Source organism: Mesorhizobium sp. M0028 (assembly GCF_040323855.1).
Taxonomy (GTDB): Bacteria; Pseudomonadota; Alphaproteobacteria; order Rhizobiales; family Rhizobiaceae; genus Mesorhizobium.
On the sequence record NZ_JAMYVG010000014.1, the window covers coordinates 47,994 to 61,121 of the forward strand.

Here is a 13,128-nt window from a genome sequence, read left to right on the forward strand (position 1 = left end):
CCTAGGGCCTCCATTGCAGGAAGTTGGTGATCAAAGCGAGGCCGAGCGCCTGGCTCTTCTCGGGGTGGAATTGCGTTCCGGCGAGATTGCCGCGGGCGACAGCGGCCGTCACCGGGCCACCGTAGTCGGCGACCGCCAGCACCTCGTCCTCCTTCCGTGCATCGAGATGGTAGGAGTGGACGAAGTAGGCGTGCAGCCCCTTCCCGCCCGTCGCAATGCCGGAAAACAGCGGATGCTTGCGCTTCAGGTCAATCGTGTTCCAGCCGATCTGCGGGATCTTCAGTGTCGGATCGGCCGGCGTGATCTCCTTGACGTCGCCGGCGATCCAGCCAAACCCTTTCGTAACCGTTTTCTCCAAGCCTCGCTCCGACATCAGCTGCATGCCGACGCAGATGCCTAGGAACGGCCGTCCCTTGACGATCGCGACCTCCTCGACCGCTTCCCACATGCCGGCCACAGCGCGCAGTCCAGCGGCGCAATCGGCATAGGCGCCAACGCCGGGCAGGACGATGCGGTCGGCGGTCCTGACCCGCTCGGCATCGGCTGTGAGTTCAATCGCGGCGGCAATGCCGGCTTCATGAGCGGCACGCTCGAAGGCCTTGGTGGCCGAGCGCAGATTGCCCGACCCGTAATCGATGATCGCGACCCGCATCTCAGCGCTTTCCCGGAATATGGGTCAGCCCCAGTGCCATGCCCATCGGCGTCGGCCGGGCAAGTGCTGCGTCCGGGACGATGCGCTGTGCGGGGGACCGTGCATTCGAATCCGCATCGGTTTCCAACGCGTAGCGAATGTCGGCATCGTCGAGCCTGTCGGCCTCGACGACACCCCATTCACGCCAGCCACGGCGGCGCAGTGCTGCGATCCGCAGGGCCTGCCCTTCCAGTCCGACAAAGAGCATGACAAGGAGGGACAAAAGCGAGCCTGCGCTTTCCAGGCCCAGGCTTTCGCCCAGCATCGAAAGCAGGCCCATGGCGACAAAGGCCAATGCCGCCTCGACCCACAGCCGGTGCCAGGCCAGCCACAGCGGCGGCAATAGGAAGCCGAGCCAGGCAAAGCCGTCACGGACAAAGGTGGTGTCCACCCTTTCGCTGCGGCCTGGCGGTTCCATCGCGACATAGATGGCCATGGCGCTACCCTTTCAGGGATCCCTTGGTGGAGGGAACCGCGTCCGGCTGGCGCGGGTCGCGCTCGAGCGCCGAACGCAGCGCACGCGCCACGGCCTTGAAGCAGGTCTCGGCAATGTGGTGGTTGTTGGCGCCGTAATGATTGGTGACATGCAGCGTGATGCCGGCATTCTGCGCCAGCGCGTGGAAGAATTCGCGCACCAGCTCGGTGTCGAACGTACCGATGTTCGGCGATGAGAACGAAACATTCCAGACCAGAAAAGGCCGGCCGGAGACGTCGATCGCCGCCCGCGTCAGCGTCTCGTCCATGGCGAGATCGATCGAAGCATAGCGCATGATGCCGCGCCGCTCGCCCAATGCCTTGGCCAGCGCCTGCCCAAGCGCGATACCAGTATCCTCGACCGTGTGGTGGTCGTCTATGTGCAGGTCGCCCTTGGCCTTCACCGTCATGTCGATCAGCGAATGGCGCGATAACTGGTCCAGCATATGGTCGAAGAAGCCGACGCCCGTCGAAATGTCGGATTTGCCCGAGCCGTCGACCTGAACCGACACGGAGATGTCGGTTTCCTTGGTCTTGCGGCTTATCTCGGCGGAACGGGGCACCATGACCTCATCCTTGTCTCAGATTTGCACGATTCAGGCGTTCACATGCCTGAAAACGAAAGCCTTCTAGCAGCATGATCCGGCGATTGCCAGTTACCGCTGCGGAGCACTATCCGGCCCGGTGGATGGCCGGTTTGCAATCGTCTGGCCTATGCATACATATGGCCGATCAAGTCACTCGTAACGCGCCAATCGCCTTGATGGGATCGGTGCTGACCGGAGCAGAAAATGTCTAATGAACTGACCATGCATGCCACGACCATCCTAACCGTGCGCAAGGGCGGCAAAGTGGTGATCGCCGGCGACGGCCAGGTCAGCCTCGGCCAGACCATCATGAAGGGCAACGCCAAGAAGGTGCGCCGCATCGGCAAGGGCGGCAACGTCATTGCCGGCTTCGCCGGCGCCACCGCCGATGCCTTCACGCTGCTGGAGCGGCTCGAAGCCAAGCTCGAACAATATCCCGACCAGCTGACACGCGCCTGCGTCGAGCTCGCCAAGGACTGGCGCACCGACCGCTATTTGCGCCGGCTGGAAGCAATGATGCTGGTGGCCGACAGGTCGGTGTCGCTGGCGCTGACCGGCACCGGCGACGTGCTGGAGCCCGAATTTGGCGTGATGGCCATCGGCTCCGGCGGCAACTACGCGCTGGCCGCGGCCCGCGCCCTGATGGATACCGATAAGGACGCCGAGGAGATCGCCCGCAAGGCGATGCAGATCGCGTCCGACATTTGCGTCTACACCAACAACAGCTTCGTCGTCGAAACCCTCGATGCCGCCTGAGCGGAGCCTCCGCTACGGTTTTCGGCCGGTGACCGAGAGGGACCTGCCGATGATCGCCGGCTGGCTTGCCGAGTCGCATGTCACCGAATGGTGGAACGACCCAGAGACCGAGATCGCGGAGATCCGCGAGCATATCGACAGCATTTCGGTCGAGCCGCTGATTATCGAGCTCGACGGCAAACCCATCGGCTATTTGCAGAGCTACGATCCGCATCTGGAGGACGGTCATCCCTATAGCGACCAGCCGTTCGGCACGCTCGGCATCGATCTGTCGATCGGCGTGCCGGAGCTTGTCGGGACCGGCCACGGCTCGGCGATCGTCCGGCAGTTCGTCGAGCAGCTTTTCGAGGAAGGTGCGCCGCGCGTCATCATCGACCCGGACCCGGCCAATGCACGGGCTATCCGTGCCTATGAAAAAGCCGGTTTCAGGGCTATCGATCGCAGGAAGTCGGAATATGGCGATGCCGTGCTGATGGCGATTGATGCCCCAGAGGGTGATGCCGAACAGGGTGACGCAGAAGAGGGGCAATAGCAGCATGAGCGTATCCAGCGACAAAACCGTCTCGGCCTACGAAGACAGTTGGCGAATGGGGCTTCTGTTGGTTCTCGGTCTGGTCATATTCCAGGCAGGGGTCCTCTACGGCATGGGGCGGACGCCGATTTGCACCTGCGGCTACGTCAAGCTGTGGCACGGCATCGTGCAGAGCTCCGAGAATTCCCAGCATATCTCCGACTGGTACAGCTTCTCGCACATCATTCACGGCTTCCTGTTCTATGCGCTGGCGTGGTTTCTTTTCCCGCGCTCGCCGATCGGGCTCAGGCTGGCCTTTGCGGTGGTGATAGAGGGCGGCTGGGAGCTGCTCGAGAACAGCCCTTTCATCATCGATCGCTATCGCGCCGGCACGATCTCGCTCGACTATTATGGCGACAGCGTCATCAATTCGGTGTCGGACACGCTGGCCATGGTGCTGGGGTTTGTCATGGCGCGAAGGCTTCCTATATGGGTGATCGTAACCCTCGCCCTCATCTTCGAATTCGGTGTCGGCTATCTCATCCGGGACAATCTGACACTCAACGTGATCATGCTGCTGCATCCGTTCGAGTCCATTCGGCAGTGGCAAAGTGGAATTTAGTGACATGAGCACCTTCTCTCCCCGCGAAATCGTTTCGGAACTCGACCGCTTCATCATCGGCCAGAAAGACGCCAAGCGTGCCGTGGCGATTGCCTTGCGCAACCGCTGGCGCCGCCAGCAGCTCGAGGGCCAGATGCGCGAAGAGGTGATGCCGAAGAACATCCTGATGATCGGCCCGACCGGTGTCGGCAAGACCGAGATTTCTCGCCGCTTGGCGCGCCTTGCCGGTGCGCCTTTCGTCAAGGTCGAAGCCACCAAGTTTACGGAGGTCGGCTATGTCGGCCGCGATGTCGAGCAGATCATCCGCGATCTGGTCGAGATCGCCATCGGGCTGGTGCGCGAGAAGATGCGTGAGGACGTCGAGGCGCGTGCCCACATCAACGCCGAGGAAAGGGTGCTTGAAGCGCTCGTCGGCAAGACGGCGAGTCCGGCCACCCGTGACAGTTTCCGCAAGAAGCTGCGCGACGGCGAGCTTGACGACAAGGAGATCGAGATCGAAGTGGCCGATACCGGCAATGGCGGCATGCCCGGCTTCGAGATCCCCGGCATGCCGGGCGCCAATATCGGCGTGCTCAACATCAACGACATGCTGTCGAAAGCGATGGGCGGCAAGAAAACCAAGATGCGCAAGACGACCGTTAAAGAGTCCTACGGGCTGTTGATCAGCGACGAGTCCGACAAGTTGCTCGACCAGGACGAGGTGGTGCGCAGGGCACTCGAATCGACCGAGAATGACGGCATTGTCTTCCTCGACGAGATCGACAAGATCGCCTCGCGCGAAGGCGGCATCGGTGCCGGTGTTTCGCGCGAGGGCGTGCAGCGCGACCTGCTGCCGCTGGTCGAAGGCACCACGGTTGCGACCAAATACGGACCGGTGAAGACCGACCACATCCTGTTCATCGCTTCAGGTGCGTTCCACGTCGCCAAGCCATCCGACTTGCTGCCGGAATTGCAGGGCCGCCTGCCGATCCGTGTCGAGCTGCGGGCGCTGGAGAAGGACGATTTCGTCCGCATCCTCACCGAGACCGAAGCCAGCCTGATCAAGCAGTATATCGCACTGATGAAGACCGAGGGAGTCGACCTGGTCTTCACCGATGACGCGATCGACTCGTTGGCCGGCATCGCTGTTGACCTCAACGCCAGCGTCGAGAACATCGGCGCCAGGCGGCTGCAGACGGTGATGGAACGGGTGCTGGACGAGATCTCCTATGACGCACCGGACCGCAACGGCACCTCCGTGACCGTCGATGCCGCCTATGTGGAGAAGCATGTCGGCGACCTCTCCAGAAACACGGATTTGTCGCGTTTCATCCTGTAGGAGACGCTTCATCCTCAAAGAGGCCGGGGAATTGCTCCCGGTCTCCGCCAAATTCAGCCCGGCATTTCCGATGTGTGGCCAAATGGAAGCATCCGGCGAGCTTTCGTCCCGTCGGGTGCAGGCGTCTCTCGACTCCCGTTGGAGCATTACCTAGTTTGCCCGGCGACTATTTGGGCGGCGGCGCATGAAAAAACTGATCCTCGTCATTCTCGGGCTGACGCTGGCGGCAGCCATGTTCGCCGCGCAAGCGGCAACCATGGTGCCGCCCGGCAACCGCAACACCGAGCAGCCCGACATACCGGGCGCATCCAGCCGGCGCACCCAGGCGACCAACACCACCTTCCAGGCGAAATACCGCAAAGTGTTTGCGCTGCTCCAGAACGATGCCGAGCTGCGTGGCAAGATCATGCAGGCAGCCGCGGCCTATGGCATCGACCCGATGCATATCGTCGGCGCCATCGTCGGCGAGCACACCTACAATGTCGATGCCTACGACCGGCTGCAGACCTACTACGTCAAGGCGATCTCGTATCTGTCGAGCAAACTCTCCTTCGCCTATGAAGGCGAAGACATCACCGATTTCGTGCAACGGCCGCAATTTGCCAAGTGCGCGGGCAAATCGGACAGTTACGAACTCTGGGAATGCCGCGAGCAGGTGTGGAACCGGTCGTTCCGCGGCAAGACCGTCAACGGCGAGAGCTTTCCCAACGACCGCTTCGGCGCGACTTTCTTCCAGCCCTATTATGCCGGCCAGACTTTTGGTCTTGGCCAGCTCAATCCGCTGACGGCACTGCAGATGAGCGATCTCGTGCACAAGGTTTCCGGCCTGCCGGAGCTCGACGTCGGCGACCCGAACGCGGTCTACAAGACCATCATGGATCCTGACCTGACCCTGCCTTATGTCGCGGCAACGATCCGGAAGTCGATCGACGCCTATAAAAGCATTGCCGGCTTCGACATCTCAGGCAATCCCGGCATCACGTCGACGCTCTACAATGTCGGCAATCCGGAACAGCGTGCCTATGCGCTGAAGGCCGAGAACGACAAGCGCCGCGCTGCGGGCGAGCCGGAAAAGCTGCCTGAGGAAAATTACTATGGCTGGCTAGTCAACGACAAGCTGCCGGAGCTGAAGGCGCTGTTTTAGCGGTGAAGGTCTGCGGTGGAGCCTGCGCCAGGAAATCGCCTATCTGCTTGAACTCTGTGGCTTCGAACCCGTCGATCCTTTCAAGGGATCGCCCCCGGCTGGGGAACAGCTTTGTCGCGCGCGCGATCTGATGGGCAGCAGGGGTGGATATTGTTGAAAAAAGTCCGGCGCATCCCTAAGCGAACGCCGCCAGCAGAATCCCATTTCCATTGTCAGATCTCTTGCGGAATCTGGATCCGTAATAGGTCTCCGTTCGGTTGCCTACTAAGAGAGGTAACGGGATGCATAAGCGTATGCGAAGTTGGGGCAAAGGAGTGCAGATGAGTGATCCGCTTAGGTCCATTGATCGGCCCGGTTTAGGGCGTGCAACGATGGGCTACCAGCCGGCCGAGAATGATTTGTTGAGCGAGGTGCTGCGCGATCTACGCCTTGCCCATGCGAGATATGGCCGCAGCGAGTTGACGGCGCCCTGGGGCATCGCCGTGCCGTTCAGGGAGGGTGTACGTTTTCATGCGATGCTCGAGGGTCATTGCTGGATACAAGCCAAGGGCTTGCCGCCGCTGCTGCTCGAAAACGGCGATGTGCTTCTTCTTCCCCACGGAACAGAGCACACTATGTCCGATCGGCCAAAACGGCGAACCTTGCCGCTCGCCGATGTCAAACCAGCGTTGATCGGGAACGGAACTTACGAGTTGAAGTCTGGCGGCGGCGGCGCGCGATCGTTGATCGCATGCTGTACGATCGGCTTTGAGGGCCCGACAGCAAATCCGCTGCTGGAACTGCTACCTTCTGTGATGCACATCCGGCATGCCGAGCATGGCGATACTGACCTACCAAGCCTCATTGCGATGATGGCGCGCGAGGCTGAAGGGCAAAGAATCGGCTCGGCAACGATAATGGCGCGCCTTGCCGATATTGTCATGACGCAAGTAATCAGAACCTGGGTCGAGACATGTTCCGACGATCTGACTGGTTGGCTGGCGGCCGTGCAGGATCCACAAATCGGGTCGGCGCTTGCAAGAATCCATCGCTCCCCTGGGGAAGACTGGCCAGTCGATCGCCTGGCTGCATTGTCCGGGCTGTCGCGATCGAGGTTCTCGCAGCGGTTCAAGAGCCTGTTGTCGGTATCCCCCGCCCGCTATCTCCTGCAATGGAGGCTTCGGCTGGCGGCATCCTGGTTGCGTAACGGATATATGTCGCAGTCACAGATCGCATCGGAGTTGGGATATGAGTCCGATGCGTCCTTCAGCAGGGCGTTCAAACGCTTCATGGGTGTCTCACCCGGCGCTATCCGAGATTCAGGGCTGCGTGTGAGCGGAACAGAATCCTGATCGGGTTCATGCGAGGCTGTTTCGACCAGCCGCAGATACGCTCCTGTTGCGACCGCGTGTAATACGGAAAATACGCGCGACAAACGGTCAAATATTCAGTCGTTTCTGCCATAGCAACGCCATACCAGCATCTGCCAATTTCAATGGCCGCAACCACTTCGGTCGGCCGTTCCGGCAGGAGTACCACATGGCGCTGACGTTGCCTGATCTTCCTCGACCAACCGCTGGCGAAGACACGCCCTATTGCGTTATCGCTAAGCATCGCGCCACTCCCGGCCAAGGCTCCGCGCTTGTCGCCCGTATGCTTAAAGATCTCCAAGCGACGAGATCGGAAGCCAGCTGTCTTCAATTCCACATCCATCGAGATCGGACCGACCCCGATCTCATCGTTATCTACGAGGTCTGGCGCAGTATCGATGCACTCAAGAGCCACTTCGGCGAAGCCTATGTCCAGAGCTTCGTCGTAGATGCTGGTGAGCTCGAACCGGGCGACATGGAGACGCAGTGGCTGGAGATGCTGAGTCCGTATGCCAGCGGCAGAGATCCAGGATGAACGGTGACGAGCAGTCTCTTTCGAATCAGCGTGTCGTGATCGTCGGCGGGACAAGCGGCATGGGCATGGGTGCGGCCCGCGCAGCCTGTCAAGCAGGCGCCGACGTCATTGCGCTCGGGCGGCGCCCTTCAGCGAGAATGGTTGCAGAGCAAAGGGTCCACGGTTCGATCACGTTCCAGTCGCTGGACATGACCGATGATACAGCGGTCGAGCAAATGTTCGAAACACTAGGGACGCTCGACCACCTTCTCATCACCGCGACCCCACCGAGTCCGGGAGGTCCCTTCCTCTCCCAGACGATGGCCAACGCGCAGGCCGTTCTGCACGGCAAGCTCTTGGGCAGTTGGTCTTGCGCGCGGCACGCAGCGCCTAGGATGCCGAAAGGTGGTTCGATCACATTCACGACCGGTGGCTTGGTGACCAAGCCTCGCATGGGCGCATCGATGATGATGGTCGCCTTTGCTGGTCTGGAGGCGCTGACGCGAGCCCTTGCGCTCGAACTCGGTCCGATCCGCGTCAACACAATCCGACCAGGCGTCATAGACAGCGAAATGTGGGCCGGCATGCCGCAGGCGAAGCGCGCGGCGTTTTTCGCGCTGGTGCGTCAGCGCTTCCCGGCAGGACGCGTCGGAAAAATCGACGATATCGGCAAGGCCGCACTTTTCCTGATGGCCAATGACTTCGTGACCGGCGCCGTTATCGAAGTTTCCGGTGGTGAAACGCTGGTCAGCATCGAATGACGGAGAGGTATGAGATGAGTATCCACGAGTTCACACGACAAAATTCGCAACGATTGCCCCAACTGAGCGCGTCATAGCAATTCCCGGGCGAGCGATGAGCTGGAGATAAAGTATGATCAAGACACTACACGTTGCCCTATTCGTCGTTGCGTTCGTCCTCCCCATTCCTTTCGGCGCATTGGCTCAAGGCAGCTCGGCTGCAGCCGAGCCCCCGACCCAGTCGGAGTTGCCGAATTGGCTTCGCCGTGGATTGCCGGGCCCGGGGCATGAGGTCCTGGCGCCAATGATCGGCACCTGGCGCGTCCAGATGAGCTTCTACGGCACACTCGGCCGTAGCCCCGATCAGCCGCCGCTCGTGACGGACGATCTCATTAGCCATCGTCAGTGGTTGGCGGGCGGCCGTTACATCGAAGACATAATGGAGGGAACGCTGGATGGAGCGCCGGTCTGGCGCAAAGGATGGCTCGGCTACAGCATCATGGACGGACGTTACGAGTGGGTCACGATCGATCCTGTCAACACAACCATGATGTATTTTAAAGGCGTCCCTAATTCGGGGGATCAAAGGCCGATCAGCATGTCCGGCACCTTTACCGACCAGGGCGTGGCGGGCGAAGAAACAGTCGGCAAGCAGGTCGGCATGCGCACTGTAATCAAAATCGAGAACAACGATCGCCACATCATTGAGCTCTATTTCACGCGTCCCGGACAGCAAGAAACACTGGCAACGCGCGCCGTCTATACGCGACTGAAGGCGTGAGCGATCGCTCAAGGGTGGCTCGGACGTTGTAAGTAGCTTGCGCGGGTTCCATCGCTCGGCCGGGATATGCCGGGAAGGTCGAGTTCAGTTCCGACGATCTCAAAGCGTCCAGTTCGGCGCCTGGAACTGCTTTGAAAGACGACCGGACGCTGAGCGCCCGGCAAGTCAGAGATCGGACTCTGAACGAAGCGCGTTCTCGGAGCTGAGATGAGGATCAGTCCAGCGAACATTGCCCCGAGCAGGCACACCTCTCCGACTTCTGCGCCGATCGCGGTGGAGAGACCGGCCATCGCTAGCTCCTCTATCAACTCGCTCAGCCGGACGACAGGGTCGGCAGTCGAAGCAGGCTGGTTCTATCGACGGCGGCCGCCTTGCCACGGCCTGCCAATGCGGGATCGATTCCGGCATCGCGTAGCTGGCGGTCGCTAAGTTGAGCCAGCTCACGCCGTTGCGCTGCGGCCCTAAGGGATCGGGCGATGACCAGGTGCATAACACGGAGAACACACTGGACTGGAGGCGTCATGATAGCCTCTTTTCACAGAGCCCCGGCCGTATACGGGCAGGGCGGCGGGCTGTGGTCAGCCCGTCTACTGAGGAGAGAGGGTCGCGCTGCGATTTCAGAAGGAGGAAATTCGGTTACATCTGAAACTCGGTTGGCTGGAAGGGGTCGTCTCGGCCGTGACGGCAAGCGCTTAGCTGACATCTGGGATCGAGATCGGATCATTCGCCTCATGGCAACCTTTCGGCGCAAAGTCGCGCGAACGACCCCGTTCCAACCCTCATGAGACGTTTCCATCGCGGGCAGGAACGACCGCTCAGGGTCGTCTCCCGCCATCAGGTGCAGGATTGTCACCACCAGAACGGCAAGCGCTCCGCAAGTTCTTTCAAATGGCTCTGGAACCCGCGCTGGCTCATGTCGCCAGCAGCGACTTCAGCTTGATCGTTTGCGAGCCTAGCGCTTCCGGCGCCGGCTTTGCCCTTTTCGCGATCAGCATCTCGGCCAGCCTTATGTCGCGGGCGACCGCGTTGCCGGGGCCGATGCCACTTGCCGCAACCAGCCTGCCGTCCTCGGCGAGATGGAACAGGATGAAGGCGCCGTCGCCGAGCTCGCGACGCACAATGCTGCGGCCTTCGTCCGACAGGCCGGCGATCTGCAAGGTCAGGCCGTACTGATCCGACCAGAACCATGGCACCGCCGCGTGGGCCTCGCCGGCGCCAAGCATGTTCCTGGCCGCAAGCGCGCCCTGCTCCTGCGCATTGCGCCAGGCTTCCAGCCGCACTCGCCGGCCGCCATAGATGGCGAGCGGAAACGAGCAGCAATCGCCGGCGGCAAAGATGTCGGGGTCGCTGGTGCGAAGCTCGGCGTCGACGGCGATACCATTGTCAATCGTCAGCCCTGCCTCCGCGGCAAGTCCGGTCACCGGCACGGCGCCGATGCCGATCACGGCAAGATCGGCGACAATGTCGTGTCCACCGGCAAGCACGATGCGCACTTCGGCGCCGTCATCGGCAATGGCGTCGATGCCCTCGCCGCACAGGATTTTTACGCCTTCGGCTTCATGCGCCTGATGGATAACCTGCGCGATCTCGGCCGGCACTCCGCGCATCAGAATGCGCGGCTGCGCCTCGATAACGGCAACAGTGGCGCCGAGCCTGCGTGCCGCCGTGGCGAGCTCGAGACCGATGAAGCCGCCGCCGATGATGGCGACGCGATTTCCGGCGCTGAGATGAGCGCGAATGGCCAGTGCGTCGTTGAAGGTCCGCAGATAGACGCAGCGCCCGCCAAGGTCCGGAATCGGCAGCTTGCGCGGCAGCGACCCTGTCGCCAGCAGGAGCTTGTCGTAGGCCAGGACCGAGCCGTCCGACAGGCGCACGACATGCGCCACGCGGTCGATCGCCATCGCCTGAACCGAATGGATATGCCTGATCGATCTTTCGGCCAGGACCGCCTCACTGGCGATCGCCTTGATCAGGGGCGCGTCGGCGACCATCGCGTCTTTCGACAGCGGTGGCCGCTCATAGGGCAGATGCGGCTCGTCGCCGACCAACGTCACCGGGCCATCATAGCCGAGCTCGCGCAGCGCAAGGGCGGCGCGCCCGCCGCATTCGCCGGCGCCAATGATGACCATTCCCTTCGTCATCATCAACCGATCCGGACAAGGACTTTGCCGGCGTCGACTTTGACCGGATAGGTCCTGAGATCGACGCAGACCGGCGCGCCCCTGGCAGCCCCAGTCTTGTAATTGAAGCGGCCATTATGCTTCGGGCATTCGATGATATCGTCCATCACCAGCCCGTCGGCCAGATGCACCTTCTCATGCGTGCAAAGCCCGTCGGTGGCGAAATACCCGTCCTCGGGGCTGCGGTAGATGGCGAAGGTGCGACCGCCATGGTCGAACCGCATCACATCCTCCTCGTCGATGTCCTCGGCGTCACAAGCCTCGACCCAGTCGCTCATTTGCGCCTTCCCCGATTCTTGGTGCCCCGGCGTAGGCTTGTCATTCAGCAGCCACCGCAACAGCAGCGTTATCGTTGTGGAAATCCTCGCGATAGGGCCTCGCCGTCGGCGGCAGTTCGCGCTTGATGAAATAATCCTCATTGCGCAGCTGGCGCAGGAAAGCCGGTATCATCTCGCGATAGCCGGCCAGGATGGACGGTGTCGGCGCCGGCAGATCGTGCTTGATCAGCTCATGCAGCCTGGGCAGCGCATGGTAGGGCACCATGGGGAACATGTGATGCTCGACGTGGTAGTTCATGTTCCAGTAGATGAAACGGCTTATCGGGTTCATGTAGACGGTGCGGCTGTTCAGCCGGTGATCGGTGACGTTTTCAGCCAGGCCGCCATGCTGCAGCAGGCCGACCATGACATGATGCCAGGCACCGTAAAGCCTGGGCAGCCCGACCAGCATCAGCGGCAGGAACGAGCCGGTAAGAAGCGCCAGCGCGACCGTCGCGGCATAGATCGCCGTCCAGATGCGAGCAATGCGGATTGCCTTCGGCTGCTCCTGGTCGGGAATGAAGGTTCTTTCGGCCGGACTGATGATGCCGGCCGCATTGCGCAGCATGTCGCTCATCGCATGCCAGGCATCGAGAATGCCGACGAAATTGAGCACGACGCGCAGCAGATCGGGCGGGCGCATGACCGAGATCTCCGGATCGCGGCCGACGATGATGGTATCGGTATGGTGGCGCGTGTGGCTCCAGCGCCAGGTCACCGGGTTGCGCATGATCATGAAGCAGGCGATCTGATAGACCACGTCGTTCATCCACTGCGTCCTGAAGGCGGTGCCGTGGCCGCATTCGTGCCAGCGTGAATCGGTGGAGGAACCGTAGAGGACGCCATAGACGAAGAAGAACGGCACGCACCACCAGCTGCCCCAGAACAAGGCGGCGCCCGCGCCGCTGAGGATCATGGCGCCGAGCCAGATGATGGTATCGCGGATCGCCGGGCCGTCGGAGCGCTGCATCAGCTCCTTCATCTGCTTGCGCGGCACGTCGGTGTGATACCACTCGGCCGCCGCCAGCCCGCTCTCGACGGCAAGCTTCGCGTCGCGGCCGACCAGGCTGTAGTCGCGTTGGGACGCTGCTGCTGAGGTTGTGTTCCCGGTTTGGAGTCCAATATCCACCATGGCGGAGGCCTC

16 protein-coding genes are annotated in these 13,128 nt (G+C 61.5%); 9 read left to right on the forward strand and 7 right to left on the reverse strand.

The window, feature by feature from the left end; genetic code table 11:
• Position 1 precedes the first annotated feature (1 nt).
• From hisH to hisB, 3 genes are read right to left on the reverse strand one after another with little or no spacing between them, the layout of a single operon-like run.
• On the reverse strand, positions 2 to 652 hold the full coding sequence (gene hisH, locus NKJ93_RS22880; RefSeq protein ID WP_352484488.1) for an imidazole glycerol phosphate synthase subunit HisH: 651 nt from the start codon (positions 650 to 652) through the stop codon (positions 2 to 4).
• A gap of 1 nt (position 653) precedes the next feature.
• On the reverse strand, positions 654 to 1,127 hold the full coding sequence (locus NKJ93_RS22885; protein WP_352484489.1) for a DUF2628 domain-containing protein: 474 nt from the start codon (positions 1,125 to 1,127) through the stop codon (positions 654 to 656).
• Positions 1,128 to 1,131: 4 nt separating this feature from the next.
• A complete protein-coding gene (hisB, locus tag NKJ93_RS22890) occupies positions 1,132 to 1,731 on the reverse strand; it encodes an imidazoleglycerol-phosphate dehydratase HisB (protein WP_352484490.1) in 600 nt (199 codons plus the stop codon).
• A gap of 225 nt (positions 1,732 to 1,956) precedes the next feature.
• Here hisB and hslV point away from each other — a divergent pair, with 225 nt between their 5' ends.
• The 9 genes from hslV (at position 1,957) to NKJ93_RS22935 (ending at position 9,487) form a co-directional block, all read left to right on the forward strand.
• Positions 1,957 to 2,508, forward strand: coding sequence for an ATP-dependent protease subunit HslV (hslV, locus tag NKJ93_RS22895; protein ID WP_023718260.1), 552 nt, complete (start codon positions 1,957 to 1,959; stop codon positions 2,506 to 2,508).
• Entirely contained in the window at positions 2,498 to 3,040 is a 543-nt protein-coding gene (locus NKJ93_RS22900) for a GNAT family N-acetyltransferase (protein WP_352484491.1), read from the forward strand. The genes hslV and NKJ93_RS22900 overlap by 11 nt, the downstream gene beginning before the upstream one ends.
• 4 nt (positions 3,041 to 3,044) lie before the next feature.
• Positions 3,045 to 3,641, forward strand: a complete 597-nt coding sequence (locus NKJ93_RS22905; protein ID WP_023718258.1) for a DUF2585 domain-containing protein — start codon at positions 3,045 to 3,047, stop codon at positions 3,639 to 3,641.
• A gap of 4 nt (positions 3,642 to 3,645) precedes the next feature.
• Positions 3,646 to 4,959, forward strand: coding sequence for an ATP-dependent protease ATPase subunit HslU (gene hslU, locus NKJ93_RS22910; RefSeq protein ID WP_023718257.1), 1,314 nt, complete (start codon positions 3,646 to 3,648; stop codon positions 4,957 to 4,959).
• Positions 4,960 to 5,143: 184 nt separating this feature from the next.
• The gene (locus NKJ93_RS22915) at positions 5,144 to 6,103 is read left to right on the forward strand and encodes a DUF1402 family protein (RefSeq protein WP_023718256.1); all 960 of its coding nucleotides are present in this window, start codon (positions 5,144 to 5,146) and stop codon (positions 6,101 to 6,103) included.
• A gap of 320 nt (positions 6,104 to 6,423) precedes the next feature.
• On the forward strand, positions 6,424 to 7,434 hold the full coding sequence (locus tag NKJ93_RS22920; RefSeq protein WP_352495256.1) for an AraC family transcriptional regulator: 1,011 nt from the start codon (positions 6,424 to 6,426) through the stop codon (positions 7,432 to 7,434).
• A 187-nt stretch (positions 7,435 to 7,621) separates the two neighbouring features.
• Positions 7,622 to 7,987 (forward strand): putative quinol monooxygenase, encoded by a 366-nt coding sequence (locus NKJ93_RS22925; protein WP_023718254.1) that lies wholly within the window; start codon positions 7,622 to 7,624, stop codon positions 7,985 to 7,987.
• A complete protein-coding gene (locus NKJ93_RS22930) occupies positions 7,984 to 8,727 on the forward strand; it encodes an SDR family oxidoreductase (protein ID WP_352495257.1) in 744 nt (247 codons plus the stop codon). The genes NKJ93_RS22925 and NKJ93_RS22930 overlap by 4 nt, the downstream gene beginning before the upstream one ends.
• Before the next feature lie 112 nt (positions 8,728 to 8,839).
• Positions 8,840 to 9,487 carry a DUF1579 family protein gene (locus NKJ93_RS22935; RefSeq protein ID WP_352495258.1) on the forward strand — a complete coding sequence of 216 codons (648 nt, stop codon included), beginning with the start codon at positions 8,840 to 8,842 and terminating at the stop codon, positions 9,485 to 9,487.
• Between the two features lie 313 nt (positions 9,488 to 9,800).
• Here NKJ93_RS22935 and NKJ93_RS22940 read toward each other — a convergent pair whose 3' ends face one another.
• The 4 genes from NKJ93_RS22940 to NKJ93_RS22955 form a co-directional block, all read right to left on the reverse strand.
• Positions 9,801 to 10,010, reverse strand: coding sequence for a YjiS-like domain-containing protein (locus NKJ93_RS22940; protein WP_352495259.1), 210 nt, complete (start codon positions 10,008 to 10,010; stop codon positions 9,801 to 9,803).
• Between the two features lie 388 nt (positions 10,011 to 10,398).
• Positions 10,399 to 11,628 (reverse strand): NAD(P)/FAD-dependent oxidoreductase, encoded by a 1,230-nt coding sequence (locus tag NKJ93_RS22945; RefSeq protein ID WP_352591299.1) that lies wholly within the window; start codon positions 11,626 to 11,628, stop codon positions 10,399 to 10,401.
• A 2-nt stretch (positions 11,629 to 11,630) separates the two neighbouring features.
• Positions 11,631 to 11,945, reverse strand: a complete 315-nt coding sequence (locus NKJ93_RS22950) for a MocE family 2Fe-2S type ferredoxin (protein WP_023718250.1) — start codon at positions 11,943 to 11,945, stop codon at positions 11,631 to 11,633.
• Between the two features lie 40 nt (positions 11,946 to 11,985).
• A complete protein-coding gene (locus NKJ93_RS22955; RefSeq protein ID WP_051409640.1) occupies positions 11,986 to 13,116 on the reverse strand; it encodes a fatty acid desaturase family protein in 1,131 nt (376 codons plus the stop codon).
• Between the last annotated feature and the right edge of the window lie 12 nt (positions 13,117 to 13,128).

Coding starts and splice junctions, on each gene's coding strand:
- hisH (WP_352484488.1), bottom strand. CDS start 652: ATGCGGGTCGCGATCATCGATTACGGGTCGGGCAATCTGCGCTCGGCC.
- NKJ93_RS22920 (WP_352495256.1), top strand. CDS start 6,424: ATGAGTGATCCGCTTAGGTCCATTGATCGGCCCGGTTTAGGGCGTGCA.
- NKJ93_RS22955 (WP_051409640.1), bottom strand. CDS start 13,116: ATGGTGGATATTGGACTCCAAACCGGGAACACAACCTCAGCAGCAGCG.
- NKJ93_RS22940 (WP_352495259.1), bottom strand. CDS start 10,010: ATGACGCCTCCAGTCCAGTGTGTTCTCCGTGTTATGCACCTGGTCATC.
- NKJ93_RS22935 (WP_352495258.1), top strand. CDS start 8,840: ATGATCAAGACACTACACGTTGCCCTATTCGTCGTTGCGTTCGTCCTC.
- NKJ93_RS22905 (WP_023718258.1), top strand. CDS start 3,045: ATGAGCGTATCCAGCGACAAAACCGTCTCGGCCTACGAAGACAGTTGG.
- hslV (WP_023718260.1), top strand. CDS start 1,957: ATGTCTAATGAACTGACCATGCATGCCACGACCATCCTAACCGTGCGC.
- NKJ93_RS22945 (WP_352591299.1), bottom strand. CDS start 11,628: ATGACGAAGGGAATGGTCATCATTGGCGCCGGCGAATGCGGCGGGCGC.
- hisB (WP_352484490.1), bottom strand. CDS start 1,731: ATGGTGCCCCGTTCCGCCGAGATAAGCCGCAAGACCAAGGAAACCGAC.
- NKJ93_RS22930 (WP_352495257.1), top strand. CDS start 7,984: ATGAACGGTGACGAGCAGTCTCTTTCGAATCAGCGTGTCGTGATCGTC.
- NKJ93_RS22925 (WP_023718254.1), top strand. CDS start 7,622: ATGGCGCTGACGTTGCCTGATCTTCCTCGACCAACCGCTGGCGAAGAC.
- hslU (WP_023718257.1), top strand. CDS start 3,646: ATGAGCACCTTCTCTCCCCGCGAAATCGTTTCGGAACTCGACCGCTTC.
- NKJ93_RS22900 (WP_352484491.1), top strand. CDS start 2,498: ATGCCGCCTGAGCGGAGCCTCCGCTACGGTTTTCGGCCGGTGACCGAG.
- NKJ93_RS22915 (WP_023718256.1), top strand. CDS start 5,144: ATGAAAAAACTGATCCTCGTCATTCTCGGGCTGACGCTGGCGGCAGCC.
- NKJ93_RS22950 (WP_023718250.1), bottom strand. CDS start 11,945: ATGAGCGACTGGGTCGAGGCTTGTGACGCCGAGGACATCGACGAGGAG.
- NKJ93_RS22885 (WP_352484489.1), bottom strand. CDS start 1,127: ATGGCCATCTATGTCGCGATGGAACCGCCAGGCCGCAGCGAAAGGGTG.